The sequence below is a fragment of the Mitsuaria sp. PDC51 genome, from assembly GCF_900113225.1.
Lineage (GTDB): Bacteria > Pseudomonadota > Gammaproteobacteria > Burkholderiales > Burkholderiaceae_C > Roseateles.
The window spans coordinates 889494-910018 of sequence record NZ_FOZE01000001.1; the positions used below are offsets into that span (position 1 = coordinate 889494).

The window sequence follows — 20525 nt, forward strand, 5'->3', positions numbered from 1 at the left end:
CCGTCGTCAGGTGAATCGGAATTCGCCGCAGCGCTGCGATGCATGTCGCGGCGATCGAGTTCCGTGATTGTTCAAACCTGACCCTCGTTCGGCCATGACCCAAACTGGTTGGCGAAGGGGGATAAAAAGACCAGGAAGAGAATCCCCGAAAGAGGGCTTCGGTGCGGCGGGGCGTCAGCGTCGAGCCAGGTCTCGATTCGCAGGCGTCAGTTGAACGCCGCCAGCATCCGCTCCAGCGCGACCATGAAGGGCTGATGCATCAGCGGCAGCGTCGCCACCAGCCCCACGAGCCCGATGCTGACCGTCAGCGGGAAGCCCACCGAGAACACGTTCAGTTGCGGCGCCACCCGCGAGATGATGCCCAGCACCAGGTTCACGAACATCAGCATCGTGATCAGCGGCAGCGCGATCCACAGGCCCATGCGGAAGATCTCCGCGCCCCACACCTGGGGCTGCGCCACGCGCAGGAAGCGGAAGGGTTCCTCGCCGACCGGGAAGGCCTGGAAGCTCTCCACCAGCGAGTTGATCAGCATCAGGTGTCCGTTGATCGCGACGAACAGGAAGGCGACCATCGAGCCCAGGAAGCGCGACGAGGACGTGCCCTGCGAGCCGGTCGACGGATCGAAGAAGCCGGCGAAGTTCAAGCCCATCTGCAGGCCGATCAGTTCGCCGGCGAATTCCAGCGCGGCGAACACCACCCGCACCGCGAAGCCCATCGCCAGGCCGATCAGCAACTGTTGCGCGACCGCCGTCAGCAGCTGCGGCAGGGAGTCCAGCGGGATCACCGGCATGGCCGGCAGCGACGGCTGCGCCGCCACCGCGATGAACAGCGCCAGGCCGATGCGCACCCGCGTCGGCACCTGGCGCTGGCTGAACACCGGCATGCCGGCGAACAGCGCCAGCGTGCGGATGAACGGCCACAGGATCGGATTGATCCAGGCCAGCAGCTGCGCTTCGCTGAAGGAGATCATCGGAGCGGCCGGAGGGACGGCGGGCAGGGCGGCGGGCTCAGCCCAGCGCCTGCGGAATGCTCTGCAGCGTGCGCTGGATGTATTCGACCAGCGTCGTGATCATCCAGGGCCCGGCGATGGCCAGCACCAGCACGGCGGCGACGATCTTGGGCACGAAGGACAGCGTCGATTCGTTGATCTGCGTCGCCGCCTGGAACACCGACACCAGCACGCCGACGGCCAGCACCGTCAGCAGGATGGGCGCCGCCACCATCAGCAGCACGTACAGGCCCTGCTGGCCGATCGTGAAGACCTGTTGAGCATCCATGGACTTCTCCTTGCGGACCGCGCCGCTACTGCGCGAACGAGGCCGCCAGCGACCCCAGCAGCAGGTTCCAGCCGTCCGCCAGCACGAACAGCATCAGCTTGAAGGGCAGCGACACCAGCACCGGCGACAGCATCATCATCCCCAGGCTCATCAGCACGCTGGAGACGATCATGTCGATCACCAGGAAGGGGATGAAGATCAGGAACGCGATCTGGAACGCCGATTTCAGCTCGCTGGTCACGAAGGCCGGCACCAGCACGCGGAAGGGCACGTTCTCGGGCGCGACGTTGGGCTCGAGCTTGGCGAGCCGGGCGAACAGCGCGACGTCGGACTGGCGCGTCTGCTTCAGCATGAAGGAGCGCATCGGCACTTGCGCGCGGTCCAGCGCGACGTCGAAGCCGATCTGGCCGCTCTGGTAGGGCTGCCAGGCCTCGGCGTAGACGCGGTCCAGCGTCGGGCTCATCACGAAGAAGGTCAGGAACAGCGACAGCCCCACGATCACCTGGTTGGGTGGCGCCGCCTGCGTGCCCAGCGCCTGGCGCAGCAGCGACAGCACGATCACGATCCGGGTGAAGCCGGTCATCATCAGCAGCACTGCCGGCAGGAAGCCCAACGCGGTGAAGAACAGCAGCGTCTGGATCGGCACCGAGTAGCTGTTGCCGCCGGCGCCCTGGCCGATGATCAGCGGCACGCTGGCCGGCGCGCCGCCGCCCTGCTGGGCCCAGGCGGCGGCACCCAGGCCGCCGAGCGCGGCGAGCACCGCCAGCGCGCGCAGCGGGCGCCGTGGCGGGGAAGGGAGGTGGGGGACCGTCATGCGCCGTGCCCGATCAGGTCGAGGTGGGAGAGCCGGGGCCATCGGCGTGCCTGCCGCCGAGGTTGCGCTTGAGCAGCGAGGAGAACGAGGGCTGCGCGGACTGCAGCGCCGCGCCGGCATCGGCCTGCGGCGGCATCACGTGCAGGGTGCGGATCTGCTGGCCGGTGATGCCCAGCACCAGCCATTGGCGGTCTTCGTCCTGGCCCACCTCGACGATCACGATGCGCTGGCTCGGCGCGATCACGAGCTGCGCGACGGTGCGCAACTGCCCGCCCAGCGCCGCGCCGCCCAGCGGCGTGCGTTTCAGCAGCCACAGCACGACGGGGATCAAGGCCAAAATGGCCAGGAACCAAAGGAGTGGGACGAGGCTGTTGTTCATGGCCGGCGACTATAGCCGCCGAAGGGTCTCAGGCCTTGCTGAGGCGGCGCATGCGTTCGGAAGGGGTCACGATGTCGGTCAAGCGGATGCCGAACTTGTCGTTGACCACCACGACCTCGCCTTGCGCGATCAGGTAGCCGTTGACCAGCACGTCCATCGGCTCGCCGGCCAGCGCGTCCAGCTCGACCACCGAGCCCTGCGCCAGCTGCAGGATGTTCTTGATCGGGATGCGCGTGCGGCCCAGCTCCACCGTCAACTGGACCGGGATGTCCAGGATCATGTTGATGTCGCTGCCCGGCAGGTTGCCCGGCGTCGGCGCGAAGTTGGTGAAGGCCGCCGGCGCGACCTGCTCGGCCACCGGCTGCACTTCGGCCGCGACCTCGCTGCCGCCGCCTCCGCCAGCCTCCGCCAGCGCCGCCGCCCATTCGGCGGCCATTGCGTCCTGTTCGTCCATCGGGGTGTTGTCAGCCATTGCGGGCTCCCAGCCAGCCGGCATCCGGGCCGGTCAGCATCTTTTCAATCTTGATCGAATACTTGCCGTTCGAAGTGCCGTAATGGCAGTCGAACACCGGCACGCCGTCCACCTTGGCCTGAATGATCTGCTCCAGGTCCAGCTCGATGAAGTCGCCCGGCTTGAAGGCCAGCAGCTGTTCCACCGTCGCGGGCGCCTTGGCCAGCTCCGCCACCAGCTCGACCTCGGCCGACTGGATCTGGTGCTTGAGCAGGTTGACCCAGCGCCGGTCGGGTTCGCTCGAGTCGCCCTGCGTGGTGCTGTACAGCACGTCGCGGATCGGCTCCAGCGTCGAGTAGGGAATGCAGAAATACACCGTGCCGCTGGTCTCGCCGATCTCCAGCGTGAACGAGGTCGAGACGACGATCTCGCTGGGCGTGGCGATGTTGGCGAACTGCGGCTGCATCTCCGAGCGCTGGTACTCGAGCTCCAGCGGATAGATGCCTTTCCAGGCCTTGAGGTACTCCTGGATGATCACTTCGACCAGGCGCAGGATGACCCGCTGCTCGGTGGCGGAGAAATCGCGGCCCTCGATGCGGGTGTGGAACTTGCCGATGCCGCCGAACAGCGAGTCGATCACCGCGAACACCAGCGTCGGGTCGCAGACGATCAGCCCGCTGCCGCGCAGCGGCTTGACCGACACGATGTTGAAGTTGGTCGGCACCACGATCTCGCGCAGGAAGGCGCTGTACTTCTGCACCTTGATGCCGCCGATGGCGACTTCCGGGCTCTTGCGGATGAAGTTGAACAGCCCGATGCGGATGTTGCGCGCGAAACGCTCGTTGATGATCTCCATCGTGGGCATGCGCCCACGGACGATCCGTTCCTGGCTGGCGAGGTTGTACTCGCGGATGCCGCCGGTCTGGACCTCCTCGGCCTCGAGCTTCTGGCTCTCGCCGGTGATGCCCTGGAGCAGGGCATCGACTTCGTCTTGCGACAGGATTTGCTGATTCATCGCCTGATCCCTTCGGGAGGTCCGCTCACTGCACGATGAAGGTGGAGAAGAGCACCTGCGTCACCGGGCTCTCGACCGGGCGCTTCTTTTTCTTCTTTTTCTTCGGCGCGGCGTCTTCGTCCTCTTCCTCGTCGTCGAGCTCGATGCCCATCGGACGCACCGACTCGCGGCGGATCTCGCGGGCCAGCTTCTCCTTGCCTTCGCCGCTGAGCAGCTCGGCCGAGGTCTTGTGCGACAGCACGATCAGCACGTTGTTACGGATCGCCGGCATGTAGGCCTTGAGCTGGTCGGCGAACTTGGGATCGGCCACCTCCAGCGTGATGCCGATCTGCGCGAAGCGGTCGACTTCCTTGTCGGCCAGGTTCACGGTGAACGGATCCAGCGGAACGAAGGTCGGCGGCGTGCCGGGCTTGGCGTGGGCGGTGGCCGCGGGCTTTTCCTCGGCGGCGCCTTCCTCGTCCTCGGCATGGGACTTCTTCTTCATCATCAGCAACGCGGCGACGCCCACCAGCACCACCACCAGGACGATGGCGATGATGATGATCAGCTTCTTCTTGCCGCCACCCTTGACGGCGGCGTCGTTGCCTGCGGCGGCTGTGGCCATGGGCGCTCCGATGATGAAAAAAATGGATCTGGCGGGGAACCGGACCTGACGATCCGGCAATGGCTCCCATTGTGAAGCGCCGCCCCCGCGCTCAACGCGCGAAAAGGCGGCGGATTCCGGTCAGACTCGCGGACCGTCAGGCGTACAGGTCGACCAGCCCGCGCGGCGCGGTGCGCCGTTCGCCGTGACCGGTGGCCGCGACGGCACCGTCGTCGTCACCGCGGCCGCCGCGGCGACCGTTGCCGTTCGACGCGCCATCCGGGCGGCCGTCACCGCGATTCTGGCCGCCTTGGGAGGAGGTCTGGGCGAACACCCCGCCACCGCTCAGGGTCAGCCCCTGGGCCTGCAGGGCGGCCGCCAGGTCGGGCAGGCTGCGTTCCAGGACTTCCCGGGTGGCCGCCTGCTGCGCATGGAAATTCACCTGCGCCTGCTGGCCGTCCAGCTGGATGTTGATCGACACCGGGCCCATCTCGACCGGGTTCAGCTGGAGCTGGGCCTCATGGATGCCGTCCTGGATCAGCAGGCTGACGCTGGCCGAAAGCTCGGGCGCGAAGTCGGGGCTGTCCATCGGCTGGCTCAGCGGCACGCTGGGCGCCGGGGCCGGCGCGGCGCTGTCGGCACCGGTGGTGCCGGCGGCCGGGGCGGCCTGCTGCGCCGCGGCGAGCAGCGCTTCGAAGCTCGGCGTCGGGCCCTTGGCGGCGCCGTCGGCCATGGCGATCTCGTGCGCGCCGCCGGCGGCAGCCTGCAGGGTGTCGGTCCGGGTCGACGCGTCCGCGCCGTCCGCGGCGCCCGACTGGCGGGCCGTGGCCTGGCTCAGCTCGCGCTGGAGCTGCTGGCGCTCGCGCATCGCGTCGCCGGTGGTGAGCGGCTTGCCGTGGGCGTGGGCGCCGGGCAGGGCATCGCTGCCGGCTTCGTCGCCGGAGGCGCCGCCGCGTGCCGGCTTGGGCTCGGCCGGGGCTTCGCCGCGCAGCATCGCCAGGATCTGCTCGGCGGAGGTGGCTCCGCTGTCCTTGGCTTCCTTGGTGGCCTTGCGGTCCTGGCCTTCGGCCTCCTGGCCGGCCACGCGCTCCGAGCCCGGGGCGTCGGAGGCGGCGGTTGCCATGGCGTCCGGCGCATCGCTGGCATCGGCCGCATCGGCCTGATCCGCGGCGGCGGCCGTGTCGGCACGGTTCGCCGCGCTCGCACGGGCCGGCGCCTTCGCGTCCTCGGCCTTGTTGGCGCTCTGGCGGGCCGCCGCATTGCGGGCGGCCAGCTTGTTCTCTTCCTTCGCGGCGGTGTTCTCCGGCGACCGGGCGGACGGGGTGGCCGGCTTGGGCGCGGGCGCCGATTCCTGGCGCTGGGCCTGCTGGCGGGCGTCGAGCTGCTGGGCTTCCAACTGGCGGGCCTGCTGCTGCGACTGGGCCTGCTGGGTCGCCAGCTGTTGCGATTGCAACTGCGCCATCGTCGAGCGAGCCGACTGCGCCGACTGCTGCTGCAGCTGCTGGTTGCTCTGGTTCAGCAGGCGTGAGAAGTCGGCCGAGCCGCCATCCTTGCGGCCGGCGGGGGCGGACGGCATCGCGCCGAGGCCGCCCGGCAACGCGGGGGTGTTCTGGATCTGCGTCATGACGGGAAAAAAGGTTCCGGCGACCGGATCGCGCTCAGGCGACCAGGCGCGACATCGGGTGGCCGCCGCGCGAAGCCGCGCGGGCGGCCTGCTCGTCGGTGGCGCGTTGTTCCTGGCGCATCTGGGTGCGCAGCGTCTCGGCGCGACGGCGCTCGATCAGCTTGCGGACCGAGGCGACGCGCAGTTCGCGCTCGCGCAGCAGGTCGCGGGCGGCGCTCAGGCGCTGGTCGGCGTAGTCGGCGATGCCGCTCTGCTGGCCGATCGCCTGGTCCAGCCGTTGGCCGAAGTTCTGGTAGCAGCCCAGCAGCTGGACCGTGGTCCGCTGCGCGAATTCCTGCGACCAGCGGCTGCGGTAGTCCGTGCGGTATTGCGCCAGTTGGTCATGCTGGTTGCGGGCGGCGTTGGCACGCGCCTGCGCTTCCTGCAGATGACGCAACGCTTCATCGCGCTCGGCCTCGGCGCGTTCGAGGAGAACGGTCAGGGCCTGCAAGTTGGAACTACTCATGTCGATGACCTCGCTTCACGGATGTCGGCAGCTATCACGCAAAGTTGAGTGTGGCGGTCAACTGGTTGAGGCAATCGTTCAAAGAAGCGGGGGAATGCATGTCTTGTTGGAGCAATCGGTCCATGTCGCCATGCAGGCGCACCGCCAGGTCGAGTTCGGGATCGTGCCCCGGCTGGTAGGCGCCGAGCTGGATCAAGTCGCGCGCCTTGTTGTATTTCGCGAGCAATTGCCGGAATCGGCGCGCCAGTTCGACATGCCGCTTGTCGGCGACGCTGGTCATGACGCGCGAGATCGAGCGCTCGACGTCGATCGCGGGGTAGTGCCCGCTCTCGGCCAGTTCGCGGCTCAGCACGATGTGGCCGTCCAGGATGCCTCGGGCGGCGTCGGCGATCGGGTCCTGCTGGTCGTCGCCCTCGGACAGCACGGTGTAGAACGCGGTGATCGATCCCTCGCCCGCCAGGCCGTTGCCGCTGCGTTCGACCAGTTGCGGCAATTTGGCGAAACAAGACGGCGGATAGCCCTTGGTTGCCGGCGGTTCGCCGATGGCGAGCGCGATTTCCCGCTGCGCCATCGCATAGCGGGTCAGCGAGTCCATCAGCAGCAGTACATGCTGGCCGCGGTCGCGGAAATGCTCGGCGACGGCGGTCGCGTAGGTCGCGCCCTGCATGCGCAGCAGCGGCGGCGCATCGGCCGGCGCGGCGACGACCACGCTGCGGCGCAGGCCTTCCTCGCCCAGGATGTCCTCGATGAATTCCTTCACTTCGCGGCCGCGCTCGCCGATCAGGCCGACGACGATGACGTCCGCCTGCGTGTAGCGGGCCATCATGCCCAGCAGCACCGACTTGCCGACGCCGGTGCCGGCGAACAGGCCCAGGCGCTGGCCGCGGCCCACGGTCAGCAGCGAGTTGATCGCGCGCACGCCGGTGTCCAGCGGGCGGCGGACCGGGTCGCGGTCCATCGCGTTGATGGGGCGGCGCACCATCGGTTCGTCGCGCACGTCCACCAGCGGGCCGCCGCGGTCCAGCGGATGGCCCTGCGGGTCGACGACGCGACCCAGCAGGCCGTCGCCCATGGGCAGGTGCAGGCCGCGGTCCTCGTCGCGGCGCCAGGGATGGCGTTCCTCGCCGAGCACCGGCCCGTGCAGCGCGGCGGGTCGCGGCAGCACCATCGCGCCGCTGGCCAGGCCCTGGATCTCGTCGGTCGGCATCAGGTAGGCGCGGTCGCCGGAGAAACCGACCACCTCGGCCGTGACCGGGCGCTGGCCGCGGCGCGGCGCGGCGGCGGTGGAGGGCATGTGGATCTCGCACACCGAGCCCACGGGCACCTTCACGCCGGTGGCCTCCAGCACCAGGCCGGCCACGCGCACCAGCTTGCCCTGCGGCTCCAGCGCCGGCGCGTTGCCGGCGAAGGCCTGCAGGTCGTCGAAATACTGGGCCCAGCGGTCGGTGCGGTTGCTCATGGCTCGCGGTCCCCGCTGTTCTGGTAGCCGTGCGGCAGGCCGCCGTACTGGCTGGGGGTCGGATCGTTGCGGAAGTCCAGGCGCGCTTCCTGGGCCACCTCGGCGGCGCTGCGGCGGTCCTCCCAGACGGAGGCCTGGCCCAGCGCGCCGACGGCGGACTGCCAGCGCGCCGGCAGCGAGGCGTCGACGCTGCAGATGTCGGCGTCGACCTTGACGCCGCCCCGGGCGATGGACGGGTCGGGAATGACCTGCGCCTCGCGGGCGCGCAGCTCCTGGCCGGCGCCGTCCAGCACCAGCGGCAGGTCGTCCGGATGCACGCGCACGCGGACGTGGCGGGCGTTGATCAGCAGCGCCTCGACGGCGTCGTGCGCCACCCTGGAGACCAGCTCCGGCGCGGTCGACAGCTCGTTGCGCACGACCTGGCGGGCGAGCTCGACGGCGGTGCGGGCCAGCGCCTCGGCCATGCCCTGCTCGATCGCGCTCAGGTCCTGGTCGAAGCTGGCGACCAGCTGCCCGACCTGCGCGCTGATCTGCTTGGCGAAGCTCTGCTTGAACGCGTCCAGCGCCGCCATGCCGTCGCGGTAGCCGTCCTGGTAGCCGGCCTGGCGGGCCTGCTGCATCAGTTCGTCGATGCTCGGACCGGGGGGCGGCGGCGGGGGCGGGGGCTCGACCGGCGCGGGCGCGCTGACGGAGGGCTTGCGCGGCGGCGCGGCCCCGTCCAGCGTGCCTGGGTTCCAGGCGGCGAAGCCGGACAGCTCCTCGCGCGGAATGATGCGGCTGTAGGTGTTGCCACGCGGCGCGTCGCCCTCGGGGCGGGGCGGCGGCGGGACCTGGCGGGGCGGGCGGGTGACCATCGGTTCGGGTGTCGGTCGCTATCGAGGGCGTCGAGGGGGCGTCGGGTTTACAGGAACTGGTCGTCGCCGCCGCCGGCCAGCACGATCTGGCCTTCGTCGACGAGGCGGCGCACCACCTTGAGGATTTCCTTCTGCTCGGCCTCGACCTCGGACAGGCGCACCGGGCCGCGCGATTCCAGGTCCTCGCGCAGCGTCTCGGCGGCGCGGGTGGACATGTTGCGGAAGATCTTCTCGCGCAGCTCCGGGCCGGCGCCCTTGAGCGCGACGATGAGCGACTCGGACTGCACTTCCTTGAGCACCGCCTGGATGCCGCGGTCGTCGATCTTCTCCACGTCCTCGAACGTGAACATGTTGTCCATGATCTTCTGGGCGAGGTCGGAGTCGGCTTCGCGGATGTAGTCCAGCACCGACGCCTCGACGCTGGTGCCCATCATGTTGATGATCTCGGCCGCGGTCTTGACGCCGCCCAGGTTGGACTTCTTCATGCGTTCGCCGCCGGCCAGGATCTGGCCCATGACCTCGTTGAGGTCCTTGAGCGCCATCGGCTGGATGCCGTCCAGCGTGGCGATGCGGATCAGCACCTCGTTGCGCTGGCGTTCGGTGAAGACGCGCAGCACCGAGCTGCTCTGGTCGAAGTCCAGGTGCGACAGGATGGCCGCGACGATCTGCGGGTGTTCATTGCGCAGCAGTTCGGCGACCGAGCCCGGGTCCATCCACTTCAGCGACTCGATCGAGGACACGTCCGAGCCCTGCAGGATGCGGTCCAGCAGCAGGTTGGCCTTGTCGTCGCCCAGCGCCTTGCGCAGCACGGAGCGCACGTACTCGTCGGTGTCGCTGACCAGGGTGCTCTGCGACTCGGCGACGAGGTCGAACTTGTCCAGCACCTTCTCGACACGGTCGCGCGGCACGACCTTCATCTTGGCGATGGTCTCGCCCAGCTTCTGCACTTCCTTCGGCGACAGGTGCTTGAAGACCTCGGAGGCCTCTTCCTCGCCGAGGGACATGAGCAGGATGGCCGCGTCTTCGACGCCTTTGTCGTCCATGGTGATGTCTCGCTATCGATCCTGAGGCGGGGTTCCCGGCAGCGCCGCTCAGCGGCGGCCGCCGGCCGGGGAGGTTTCCAGCTCTTCGCCGTTGACCCAGGCGCGCATGATGTTGGCCACCGCGACCGGGTTCTCCTTGGCCAGCAGGCGGGCCCGCTCCAGCTTGTCGTTGGAGATCGGCGCCTCCAGGGCCGGCAGGCCGCCGGGACCGCCCAGCGCCAGCTGCTCGTTCTCGACCACGCTCAGGCCGTTGTTCCCGGCAGTGTCGTCCTTCTGTTCGGCCGGCGGCGGGAAAGCCGCCTTGAGAGCAGGGCGAACCAGCCCGAACACGGCGATCAGCGCGATCAGCACCAGGGCGGCCGGCACGGTGGCATCGCGGGCGATGTCACGCAGCCAGGGCTGCTGCCACAGCGGCACGTCGGCGGGCTCGACCTTGTCCGACACGAACGGGGTGCTGATCACCTTGACCGAATCGCCGCGCTCCTGCGAGAAGCCCAGCGCCTCCTTGACCAGCGAATCCAGCTTCTGGATCTCGGTCTCGGACAGCGGCTGGCTGGAGGTCTTGCCATTCTTGTCGGTGACCGTCTTCTGGTTGACGACGACGGCCGCGTTCAGCCGGCGGACCTGGCCGATCGCGTTGCGGGTGACGCGCACGGTGCGGTCCAGCTCGAACTGCGTGTCGTTGTTGCGGCGCATGTTCTGCGTGCCGCCGGATTGACCGGCCGGCTGCAGCGGCTGGGCCTGGCCGTTGATCGGCGCGGCGGCCTGCGGGGGCACCTGGTTGGTGGTGGCGCCCGGCACGCCGGTGGGCACGCCGGCGGTGCCGCCGGACTGCTCTTCCGAGGTCAGGCGGCGCACCGCGCTCTGGGTGTTGGGGCCCTGGTTGGGGCGGTATTCCTCGGCGGTGGACTCGACCTGGTTGAAGTCGACGTCGGCGGTGACCGTCGAGCGCAGGTTGTCGCGGCCGACCACCGGCTCCAGCAGCTCGGCGATCCGCTTGTTCAGGTTGGCTTCGACCTGCTGCTTGTACTGCAGCTGCTGGCTGTCCAGGCCGGTGGCGTTGCCGTCGGGGTTCTGGGAGAGCAGGGCGCCGGTGCTGTCGAGCACGCTGACGGCCTTGGGGTTCAGTTCCGGCACCGACGAGGACACCAGGTGGACGATGCCGGCGATCTGGGCGCGGTCCAGCGTGCGGCCGCCGCGCAGCGTCAGCATCACCGAGGCGCTGGGCTTCTGCTGCTCGCGGAAGAAGCCGTTCTGCTGCGGCATGGCCAGGTGGACGCGCGCGTCGGCGACGTCGGCCATCGCGGTGATGGTGCGGGTGAGTTCGCCCTCGAGGGCGCGCTGGAAGTTCAGGCGTTCGTTGAACGCGGTCTGGCCGATGGACTGCTTGTCCATCAGTTCGAAGCCGACGATGCCGCCCTTGGGCAGGCCGGCCGAGGCCAGCTTCATGCGCAGGTCGTAGACCTGGTTGGCGGGGACCATGATGGTGCCGCCCGGCTCGTTGCGGTAGGGCACATTCATCTGCGCGAGCTGCGCGATGACGGCGCCGCCGTCCTTGTCGGAGAGGCCCGAGAACAGCGGGCGGAAATCCGGCTTGGCCGTCATCATCGACATCGCCACGATCACCGCGAGCAGCGCGGCGACGCCGCCGCCCAGCATCAGCTTGCTCTTGGTGGGCATCGCGGCCAGGCGCTGGGGCAGGCCCGCCGGTTTGGCGGTCTGCTGCACCTCGGGGAGTCCGGCGGCGGGGCTGCTCAGGGCGTTGTCCATGGGGGTGTACGGCTGGGGTCGAACGATCGGCGGGGTGCGCCCAGGCGGACGCCTCGGCACAGGTCAGGATTATTTCGATCGGGGCCCTCAAGAATGTTGGGAACAGGCCGAAGAAGCCCCCCCAGTTCGGAGCTATGGCCGGCGGCGGCATCCGTACGATGCATGCCGTGGACCTGAAACTCAAACCCTTCGACTTCGCCAGCGCGGTGGCCCGTGCCGGATTGACCCCCCAGGGTCAGCCGGTGGCCAAGGCCGCGCCCGGCGGCACCAGCTTCGCGGACGCGATGAGCTCGGCGCTGAAGTCGGTCAGCACGCAGCAGAACGAGGCGTCGCGGCTGCAGCGGGAGGTCCAGCTGGACAACCCGACGGTGAGCCTGGAGGAGACCATGGTCGCCATGCAGAAGGCCCAGATCGGCTTCCAGGCGACGCTGCAGGTTCGCAACCGGCTGGTGTCGGCCTACTCGGAAATCATGAACATGCAGGTCTGAGGACGCCGCGACGGCGCGCATCGGCGCCGATCGGACGTGAAAAAGCCGCCCTTGGGCGGCTTTTGTCATTGGCGGACCGGACCGGCTGTCCGGACTCGCCGGTGCACCGACGCGGGTCGGCAGTGGGTCGGATCGACCGCTTCAGCTGCTGCGGCGCATCAGCCGTTCCCGTTTCTGCGCTTGGTCAATGAAGACCTGCAGCGCGCGGGCGGCGGTCGGGGCCAGCGAGACGAAGGCGCAGCCGGCCTGGTGCGGAGCGCCTTGTTCGCCCTGCGTCAGATGCTGCACCCGCAGCAACGTCGCGAAGCTGACCTCGCGCTCGAGCTCCAAGGTACCGGTGATCTCCTGGCCCGCCTGCGGCACTGGCACCACGTGGGTCGGCCAGTGCAGCGCGACGCCGCCGGCGCTCACGTTGACCACGCGGATCCGGGGCAGGTCGGCGTCGGCCAGCTTCAGCGCCGGATACAGCTGCCCGGCCGAGGCCACCCGGTAGGCCTGGCGCCGCTGGAAGCGGTACAGCCGCAGCGGGACCGGCGCGCGCAGCACCTCGGCGCCATCGCCGCGGATCGCCACCAGCCCGGAGAGGTCGAACTGCAGCTTGATCCGGTCCAGGTAGGCGGTGGCCACCAGCTCGTCGCTCGCCAGCACCGGCGCCAGCGTGTCGCCGGCCTGCGGCGCTTCCATGGTCAGCATGCCGCGCGGCGTATCGAGGGCGCGCAGCACCGTGTGGATCGCCTCGCCCGCCGGAGTGGACAGCTGCAGGCGCGCCTGCGACTGCAGCAGCTCGCGCAGCCAGTTCATGATCTCGCCGGGCGCGTCCAGCCGGTAATCGGCGTCCGCGGCATCGGCGGGAGGGGCGGGGACTTTCAGGTCGCTCAAGGCCAGCATCCGGCTGCAATCGTTCGGAAAAATTCTCCCGCATCCCCCAAGGCAAACGCCGCGCCGCCCCCATCCGTTCGAGGGGCCGGTCGCGGCGCTGGCGGACGATCCGGGGCCGGTCGCGTGACCGAAGTCTCGAATCGCCGGGGCGGTCGATCGCGGGGAGGCCGTCGGACCGGTCGTCGCAGCGATCGTCGGGCCGGTCAGTGCACCGTCTTGGATTTGCCCTTCATCAGCTGGTCCAGGTCCTCCAGCCAGGGTTCGGCCAGGTGGCGGATCTCGGCGTCGTTGACCAGGATGCGCTGCATGATGCGGGTCTTGAGCTGCGCCTCGTCCGGGCCCAGCTGCTGGCTGCCGGCGGCGTGCTTGAGCTGCGAGATCAGCAGCACGCAGGCGCCTTCGAGCTTGACCACCTCGTCCCAGTTGCCCGAGCGGGCGGCGCTCAGCATGTCGGCGCTGGCTTGCTCGATGGCTTCGTAGTAGCTCAACAGTTGGGTGCTCATGAGGCGGTCCGGAGTGGTCGGGGCGGCGTGGGCGGCGGGGGCTTGGGGCTTGGCGGTGTACTTGGACATGGAACTTCTCAAGTCGTCAGGCTGGAGGGGAGCGGGGCCGGTTCAGGCCGCGACGCGTTGTTCGGCAGCGGCCGGGGCGATGCTGGCCCAGGCTTCGCGGATCGGTTGCAGCAGCTTCACGCATTCCTCGACGGCGACGTCGTCGCTGCGCAGGTTGGCGTGGGTCAGCCGCATGCAGATGTAGGCATACAGGTCGCGCAGGTCCATGGCCAGCTCGCCCGACTCCAGGTTCAGGGCCGCCTTCAGGCCCTCGTCCAGGATGCGGACCGCGCGGCTCAGGCTGCGGTTCTTGGCGTCGACATTGCCGGTGCGGATCGCGCCGATGGCTTGCGTCATCGAATCGAAGGCGCCGTCCAGCAGCAGGGTCACCAGGCGGTGCGGCGAGGCCGTCATCACGTCCGTTTCCACGCCGACGCGGTTGTACATGCTGCTGGCGCGTTGACCGTGGGAAGCGAAGGGGGAGGAGTTGCCGTACATGATGTGCTGCTGGGGTGTGCTGGTGTGCTTGAATCAGTTTTCGGCCCCCGCTGGCCCAACTTGAGCCTCCCCCGTGTCGAATTTGTCTCGAAATTCTGCGCGACTGGAGAAAAGCAAAAGCCTCCGTGAGGAGGCTTGTCGGCGGTCTTTTCGAAGCGCCGGAGAAGGGCGGTGGCGACGGTCCAGTTCCGAGGGCGATCCGCACCCCCTGCACCGGTCCCGCCGCGCCCGCGGCCTCAGCTGCTGCCCAGCATGCTGGTGATCTTGTTGACGTAGCTCTGCATGTCGTTGAGCTTGGCCATCTGCGTGTCCAGCGCCGTGTACTGGGCGCGCACCCGCTTCTCGTAGGCGGCGGCGCGGTCGTTGAGCTCGTCCACGCGCTTGTTGTTGGCGGTCACGCGCGACTGCAGCCCGGTGGTGCGCGTCGTGATCGAGCCGTCGAAGCCGGTGACCTGGTCGGCGAAGGCGCGCCAGCGGGTGGCGATGCCGTTGTTGTTCGGGTTGGCGGTGTCCACGCCCATGAACAGGTTCTTCAAGTCGCTCATGCTGCCCAGCGCGCTGGTCAGCTTGGTGTCGTTGACCTTGATGGTGCCGTCGGCGCCGATGTCCAGGCCCAGGTCCGACAAGCGGCCGAACTTGCCGCCCAGCGTGCTGCCCGCGGCGGTGATGTTGCGCAGCTGGCTCTGCAGGCCCACCGCGGTGCTGTCGCCCTGCAGCGCGCCGGCGGTCTTGTTGGCGTCGTCGTACTTGGTGTCGTTGCGCATCAGCGTCATCAGGCTGTTGTACGACGTGACGAAGTCGTTGATCGCCTTCTTGACGCTGTCCTTGTCCTGGCCGACGGTGACGGTGGACTGCCCGGTCTTGAGCAGGTTGATCGTGAGGCCGTCGACGGCGCCCTCGATGTTGTTGGAGGCGGAGCTGATCGCCAGGCCGTTGATCGTCAGGTTGGCGTTCTTGGCCGCGGTGTTCTGCGTCATCGACGAGATCGAGGCGGTCGGGTCGTAGGCCAGCGCGGACAGGCCATTGGCGTCGGCGCCGTTGCCGTCGTCATCGGCGGTGGTGATGCGGAAGCCGTTGGCCTCGCCGGTGTCGCGCGAGCGGATCACCAGGCGCGAGCCGGTCGCGTCGGTGACCACCGAGGCCAGCACGCCGGCGCCCGAGGCATTGACCTTGTCGCGGATGTTGGCCAGCGTGTCGGTCGACGAGATGGAGATGCTGACCGGCGTCGCGCCGTCCTTGCTGGTGAAGGTGGAGTTGTTGGTGCCGCTCCACTGGCCCAGCTCGATGGTCATCGAGCCCGAGCCCACCGTCGCGTTGTTGGCGAAGCCCTTGCTCGAGAGCGACTGCGCCGAGGCGAGGTTGGCCACGTCCAGCGCGTAGGAACCGGCGCCCGAGCCGGCGCCGGCGATGACGGTGGCCATCGTCGTGTCGGAGGAGGTGGCGGTCAGCGCGGACCAGGTGGTCGGGTTGGCCAGCTTGGCGGCCGCGTCGCGCATCGCGCTGAAGGCGCTCTTGATCTTGCCGTACTCGGAGATCTGCGACTTGATGGTGTCGGTGCGCGACTGGAGGTCGGTGATCGGCTGCTTTTCCAGCGACACCAGCTTCGTGACGATGCTCTCGACGTCCAGACCGCTGCCCAGACCCGCGGAGGTGATGCTTGCCATCGTGCGAACTCCCTGTGACCGTGTGCCGGCTCCCTGGCCGGAAGCCCCATGCGCGACAGGGCCTCGCGTGATTGGCGTGAGGCCCTGTCCTGCATATCGGCGTCAGGCGATCCGACTTTAGGACGGAGGCCCGGCGCTTTGATTGCGTTTTTCTATCAACCCTTGAGCAGCGACAGCACTTGCTGCGGCAGCTGGTTGGCCTGCGCGACCATCGCGTTACCGGCCTGCTGCAGGATCTGCGCCCGGCTCAGGTTGGAGGTCTCGACCGCGAAGTCGGCATCCATGATCCGGCTGCGGGCGGCGGTCTGGTTCTCGTAGGCCACCTGCAGGTTGGAGATCACCGCGTCGAAGCGGTTCTGCGTCGCGCCCAGCGTCGCGCGCTGGCTGTTGACGGTGTCCAGCGCCGTGTCGATGTTGGCCACCACCGTGGCGATCGCCGCCGCGTCCGCGGTGCGGTCGATCACCGCGCGGCCGGCGCCGCTGGTGTCCGAGCCGGAGACCTGGGTGATCGTGGTGTCGGCCGACATGTTGGGCGTCGTGACGGTGATCTCGTCGTTGGACGTGGTGTTCGGCCCGACCTGGAAGGTCTGCGGCAGCGACGCGTCCTGGCCCAGGATGTACTTGCCGTTGAAGGTGGTACCGGCGGTGACCCGCTGGATTTCCTTGGCCAGTTCGCCGAATTCCTTGTCCAGCGAATCCTTGTCGCTGTCCGCGTTGGTCGCGTTGCGGGCCTGGATCGCCAGTTCGCGCATCCGCTGCAGCGAATCGGCCACCTTGCCCAGCGCGCCTTCAGCGGTCTGCGCCAGCGAGATGCCGTCGTTGGCATTGCGCATCGCGACCGACATGCCGCGGGCTTGCGCGTTCATCCGTTCGGCGATGGCCAGGCCGGCCGCGTCGTCCTTGGCGGAGTTCACCCGCAGGCCTGAGGACAGGCGCTGCATCGAGGTCGCCAGCGACGACTGCGACGAGTTCAGATTGCGTTGCGCGTTCAGCGAAGCAATGTTGGTGTTGATGGTCTGTGGCATTGATGCACTCCTGCGGAGATCCTGTCCTGGCTGCGATCCCGGTTAGGTGGGTCGGTTCCCGACCTCGCCTGCCGATCCTCGCTGCGCCATCGCAGTCATTGTTCGGATCTGCCGGTTGGACCGGTGGTCGAGCGGTACTTCATGCTCGATGGATGCCATTGTGCGAAAGCTGCCACCCCGTCGATGGGCCGATTAACGGGCGGAAAACCGTCCATTACGAAGCCAATGAAAGAAGGCCCCGCACCAGTCCCGGGGGACGGTGCGGAGCCTTTGGAAGGCCGGCCGCGAGGACCGGCGCTTGAGGAGTCAACCGGAGAGGGCGCCGGACGGCGCCCGCGTGTGGGGATCAGCTGCGCAGCAGCGACAGCACCTGCTGCGGGAGCTGGTTGGCCTGCGCCACCATCGTGTTGCCGGCCTGCTGCAGGATCTGCGAGCGGCTCAAGTTGGCGGTTTCCGCGGCGAAGTCGGCATCCATGATGCGGCTGCGGGCGGCGGTCTGGTTCTCCACCGAGACCTGCAGGTTGGAGATGATCGCGTCGAAGCGGTTCTGCGAGGCGCCCAGGATCGCGCGCTGGCCGGAGACCGTGGTGATGGCCGCGTCGATGTTGTCGATCACCGTCTTGAGCGAGTCCGGCGTCGAGGCGTTGTCGATCACGCCGCCGGTGACGGCGGTGATCGTCGCGTCGTTGGTCATGTTGTTCGTGACCACGTCCACCGAGTCGTTCGCGCTGGTGTTGGCGCCGATCTGGAAGGTCTGCGTGCCGGCATCGGCGCCCAGGATGGCCTTGCCGTTGAAGGTCGTGCCACCGATGACGCGGCCGATTTCCTGGCCCAGCTGGGCGTATTCCTTGCCGATCGAGTCCAGGTCGGAGGTCGTGTTGGTCGCGTTGCGGGCCTGAACCGCCAGTTCACGCATGCGCTGCAGCGAATCGCCAACCTTGGACAGCGCGCCTTCGGCGGTCTGCGCCAGCGAGATGCCGTCGTTGGCATTGCGCACCGCGACGTTCATGCCGCGCACTTGGGCGTTCATGCGTTCGGCGATCGCCAGGCCGGCGGCGTCGTCCTTGGCGGAGTTGACGCGCAGGCCGGAGGACAGGCGCTGCATCGAGACCGACAGCGAGGACTGCGAGGACGACAGGTTGCGCTGGGCGTTCAGCGATTGCAGGTTGGTGTTGATGATCTGAGCCATGATCCATTCCTTTTGAATTCAGAGACCTTCACGGTCTCGGTCGGACGGTTGAAAAACTGTCCGACTGAGCCGGACCACGTGGCCCTTGCTGTTGATTTGCGGACCCGTTGATGCAGTTATCGGGCCGGCAGGGAATGGACTTGAGGCCTTCTTGAAAAGAAAGCGTGTAACCGCCTGTCCCAGGCGTGAAGTCGTGCCATGGCGGGCGAGCGCTTCTCTTTCGCCACCCGCTCGGGATGGGGAAAGAGAAGGGGGACCGAAGTCCCCCTCGCGGGCGTCTGGCTGACGAGGATCAGCGCAGCAGGGCCAGCACTTGCTGGGGCGCCTGGTTGGCCTGGGCGATCATCGCGTTGCCGGCCTGCTGCAGGATCTGCGCGCGGCTCAGGTTGGCGGTTTCCGAGGCGAAGTCGGCGTCCATGATCCGGCTGCGGGCCGCGGTCTGGTTCTCGACCGAGATCTGCAGGTTCGACACGATCGCGTCGAAGCGGTTCTGCGAGGCACCCAGCTTCGAACGCTCGCTCGACACCGTCTTGATCGCCGCGTCGATGTTGTCGATCACGGTGGCCAGGTCGGTCGTCGTCGACGCGTTGGTGATCGCGCCGCCGGTCACGCCGGTGATGGTCGTGTCCGTGGTCATGTTGGTCGTCGTGACGTCGACCGAGTCGTTGGCCGTGGTGTTGGCGCCGATCTGGAAGGTCTGCGTGCCCGAATCGCCGGCCAGGATGGCGCGGCCGTTGAAGGTCGTGCCGCCCAGCACGCGCTGGATTTCAGAGCCCAGCTGCGCGTATTCCTGACCGATCGAGTCCAGGTCGGAAGTGGTGTTGGTCGCGTTGCGGGCCTGCACCGCCAGTTCACGCATGCGCTGCAGCGAATCGCCCACCTTGGACAGCGCGCCTTCGGCCGTCTGCGACAGCGAGATGCCGTCGTTGGCGTTGCGCTGGGCCACGTTCATGCCGCGGACTTGCGCGTTCATGCGGTCGGCGATCGCCAGGCCGGCGGCGTCGTCCTTGGCGGAGTTGACACGCAGGCCCGAGGACAGGCGCTGCATGGAGACGGCCAGCGAGCTGGCGCTCGTGCTGGTGTTGCGCTGGGCGTTGAGCGACAGCAGGTTGGTGTTGATGACTTGGGCCATGATTGCTCCTAACAGCTATACGTAAATACCGGCAAAAGCGCCGAACCACACATGAGCGCCTGAGTCCTCCGATCCTCCAGCCCGCCGTGAGGCGAACCGGCCGAGGATCTCGGATGCTCCTGCTGAACCTGCCGGGCCATTTCCCGGTTCGGTCCCAGTCCGACGCTAGTCAACCGTTGCCGTCCCACTCCCTCATCGGGTTGCCAAGAACGTCAGGCCTTCTAACCGGACCACGTGCCGCCTGCCTGCTGCGACTCGCCTTTGGACTCCTGGTCCTTGCTGGCTTGTCGCTGCGTTCAGCAGCCCCGTTGTTTTGGTTATCGGCGCCTGCGCCTTAGAACTTGAGGGCAATTTGTCAAGACTTTCGATCCGGAGATAAGCAGGTCTTGCAACGCGTTGTTTGTCGTTTGACTTCGACCCGGACCTGTGTCCGGGTGTCGGTCTGGCGACGGACATGAAGGGGTTAACGGCCGCTGCACGGCGGGATTGAGGGGGAATGGCGGCGCTTTTCGTGCGCTCGATCACGGGGGTGGCGCCCTAAAGTGCCTTCCGGCGCGGCCGACAAGGCGCGGCGCCGCATCCGCCCCCTTCGCCGGGACCGGTCTGGACAACGAGGCCGGACCCGATCGACGAGTTCCAACGACCATGGAGAGATCTATGCCCCTGCAATCGCAAACCGAGGCACGGTCCGCCGTGTCGATGATCGACGCGTCGATCGAGGAACAAGTTCACGGACGCATCCGTCCGGGCTCCAGCGAGGCCCGGCTGCTGCTGGCCCAGGCGCGCAATGCCGCTTATGCGCAGGCCGCGCAGGGTCGCATCGGCGACGGCGTCGCGCTGCTGTGCAACGCGCTGGAAATGGCGCCGATGAGCGTGGAGCTGCTCTCCGACGTCGGCGCGCTGCTGCTGGCCGCCGGCCAGTTGCGCGAAGCGGCGCTGTATGCGCATCGCGCCGTCGAGCTCTCGCCGCAGCATGCGCCGTCGCTCTACACGCTGGGCTTCGCGCTGTCCGGCCTGGGCGAGGTCAAGGCCGCCATCGAGGTGTTGTCCATCCTCAATGAAGGTCAGGCGCTGGACATGCTGCGCCGCGATTCCCCGGAACTGATGGCGATCGTCGACTCCGAACTGCTGCGCCTGCAGGCCGCCTGAGGCACCCGCGCTTTCCGCCAGCACTTTCCGTCCGCGGGGCAGCCTGACAGGCTGTCTCCGCCAGAAACCGCCGCCGAGCCCGTGTCCACGGGGCCTCGCGCGGCGGTTTTGCTTTGGGGGCCTGTCAGCGTGTAGGAATCTGTCTGACACGGCGGTCGGCGGGCTTCGTAGCTCA

Annotated in this window: 22 protein-coding genes; 2 read left to right on the forward strand and 20 right to left on the reverse strand. The window is 68.2% G+C overall.

Features of this window, described 5'->3' with window-relative positions:
• Positions 1–206: 206 nt before the first annotated feature.
• From fliR to fliF, 13 genes are all read right to left on the reverse strand, one after another.
• Positions 207–971: a flagellar biosynthetic protein FliR gene (gene fliR, locus BM393_RS03930; RefSeq protein ID WP_091722317.1), complete on the reverse strand. Its 765-nt coding sequence runs from the start codon at positions 969–971 to the stop codon at positions 207–209.
• A gap of 37 nt (positions 972–1008) precedes the next feature.
• Positions 1009–1278 (reverse strand): flagellar biosynthesis protein FliQ, encoded by a 270-nt coding sequence (gene fliQ, locus BM393_RS03935; protein WP_091722320.1) that lies wholly within the window; start codon positions 1276–1278, stop codon positions 1009–1011.
• Between the two features lie 25 nt (positions 1279–1303).
• On the reverse strand, positions 1304–2092 hold the full coding sequence (gene fliP, locus BM393_RS03940) for a flagellar type III secretion system pore protein FliP (RefSeq protein WP_091722324.1): 789 nt from the start codon (positions 2090–2092) through the stop codon (positions 1304–1306).
• Between the two features lie 13 nt (positions 2093–2105).
• On the reverse strand, positions 2106–2471 hold the full coding sequence (locus BM393_RS03945; RefSeq protein WP_091722327.1) for a flagellar biosynthetic protein FliO: 366 nt from the start codon (positions 2469–2471) through the stop codon (positions 2106–2108).
• 28 nt (positions 2472–2499) lie between these two features.
• A complete protein-coding gene (gene fliN, locus BM393_RS03950) occupies positions 2500–2943 on the reverse strand; it encodes a flagellar motor switch protein FliN (protein ID WP_091722331.1) in 444 nt (147 codons plus the stop codon).
• A complete protein-coding gene (gene fliM / locus BM393_RS03955) occupies positions 2936–3937 on the reverse strand; it encodes a flagellar motor switch protein FliM (RefSeq protein ID WP_091722333.1) in 1002 nt (333 codons plus the stop codon). Before fliM ends, fliN begins: the two co-directional genes overlap by 8 nt.
• 25 nt (positions 3938–3962) lie before the next feature.
• Entirely contained in the window at positions 3963–4541 is a 579-nt protein-coding gene (gene fliL, locus BM393_RS03960) for a flagellar basal body-associated protein FliL (protein WP_091722336.1), read from the reverse strand.
• Positions 4542–4677: 136 nt separating this feature from the next.
• Positions 4678–6144, reverse strand: coding sequence for a flagellar hook-length control protein FliK (locus tag BM393_RS03965; protein ID WP_091722340.1), 1467 nt, complete (start codon positions 6142–6144; stop codon positions 4678–4680).
• Between the two features lie 34 nt (positions 6145–6178).
• Positions 6179–6649, reverse strand: coding sequence for a flagellar export protein FliJ (fliJ, locus tag BM393_RS03970; protein WP_091722343.1), 471 nt, complete (start codon positions 6647–6649; stop codon positions 6179–6181).
• 34 nt (positions 6650–6683) lie between these two features.
• On the reverse strand, positions 6684–8108 hold the full coding sequence (gene fliI, locus BM393_RS03975) for a flagellar protein export ATPase FliI (protein WP_091722347.1): 1425 nt from the start codon (positions 8106–8108) through the stop codon (positions 6684–6686).
• Positions 8105–8962: a FliH/SctL family protein gene (locus BM393_RS03980; protein WP_091722350.1), complete on the reverse strand. Its 858-nt coding sequence runs from the start codon at positions 8960–8962 to the stop codon at positions 8105–8107. Before BM393_RS03980 ends, fliI begins: the two co-directional genes overlap by 4 nt.
• A 47-nt stretch (positions 8963–9009) precedes the next feature.
• Complete coding sequence (gene fliG, locus BM393_RS03985; RefSeq protein WP_091722354.1) at positions 9010–10005, reverse strand: flagellar motor switch protein FliG; 996 nt, start codon at positions 10003–10005, stop codon at positions 9010–9012.
• Between the two features lie 48 nt (positions 10006–10053).
• Positions 10054–11775 (reverse strand): flagellar basal-body MS-ring/collar protein FliF, encoded by a 1722-nt coding sequence (gene fliF, locus BM393_RS03990; RefSeq protein ID WP_091722357.1) that lies wholly within the window; start codon positions 11773–11775, stop codon positions 10054–10056.
• Between the two features lie 167 nt (positions 11776–11942).
• On the opposite strand from fliF, the gene fliE reads away from it, so the two are divergent.
• Positions 11943–12263: a flagellar hook-basal body complex protein FliE gene (gene fliE, locus BM393_RS03995; protein WP_254783195.1), complete on the forward strand. Its 321-nt coding sequence runs from the start codon at positions 11943–11945 to the stop codon at positions 12261–12263.
• 141 nt (positions 12264–12404) lie between these two features.
• Here the strand turns inward: fliE and BM393_RS04000 are convergent, their stop codons facing one another.
• The 7 genes from BM393_RS04000 to BM393_RS04030 all read right to left on the reverse strand — a co-directional run bounded on the left by BM393_RS04000 (position 12405) and on the right by BM393_RS04030 (position 19201).
• Entirely contained in the window at positions 12405–13142 is a 738-nt protein-coding gene (locus tag BM393_RS04000) for a flagellar brake protein (RefSeq protein ID WP_175538180.1), read from the reverse strand.
• A gap of 203 nt (positions 13143–13345) precedes the next feature.
• Positions 13346–13645 carry a flagellar protein FliT gene (locus tag BM393_RS04005; protein ID WP_091725004.1) on the reverse strand — a complete coding sequence of 100 codons (300 nt, stop codon included), beginning with the start codon at positions 13643–13645 and terminating at the stop codon, positions 13346–13348.
• Between the two features lie 111 nt (positions 13646–13756).
• Positions 13757–14191 carry a flagellar export chaperone FliS gene (gene fliS / locus BM393_RS04010; protein ID WP_091722364.1) on the reverse strand — a complete coding sequence of 145 codons (435 nt, stop codon included), beginning with the start codon at positions 14189–14191 and terminating at the stop codon, positions 13757–13759.
• Positions 14192–14427: 236 nt separating this feature from the next.
• Entirely contained in the window at positions 14428–15855 is a 1428-nt protein-coding gene (fliD, locus tag BM393_RS04015; protein WP_091722368.1) for a flagellar filament capping protein FliD, read from the reverse strand.
• 155 nt (positions 15856–16010) lie between these two features.
• Positions 16011–16880 carry a flagellin gene (locus BM393_RS04020; RefSeq protein ID WP_091722373.1) on the reverse strand — a complete coding sequence of 290 codons (870 nt, stop codon included), beginning with the start codon at positions 16878–16880 and terminating at the stop codon, positions 16011–16013.
• Between the two features lie 346 nt (positions 16881–17226).
• Complete coding sequence (locus BM393_RS04025; RefSeq protein ID WP_091722378.1) at positions 17227–18069, reverse strand: flagellin; 843 nt, start codon at positions 18067–18069, stop codon at positions 17227–17229.
• Positions 18070–18361: 292 nt separating this feature from the next.
• On the reverse strand, positions 18362–19201 hold the full coding sequence (locus tag BM393_RS04030; RefSeq protein ID WP_091722381.1) for a flagellin: 840 nt from the start codon (positions 19199–19201) through the stop codon (positions 18362–18364).
• A 657-nt stretch (positions 19202–19858) separates the two neighbouring features.
• On the opposite strand from BM393_RS04030, the gene BM393_RS04035 reads away from it, so the two are divergent.
• Positions 19859–20350: a tetratricopeptide repeat protein gene (locus BM393_RS04035; protein WP_091722385.1), complete on the forward strand. Its 492-nt coding sequence runs from the start codon at positions 19859–19861 to the stop codon at positions 20348–20350.
• Positions 20351–20525: the final 175 nt, after the last annotated feature.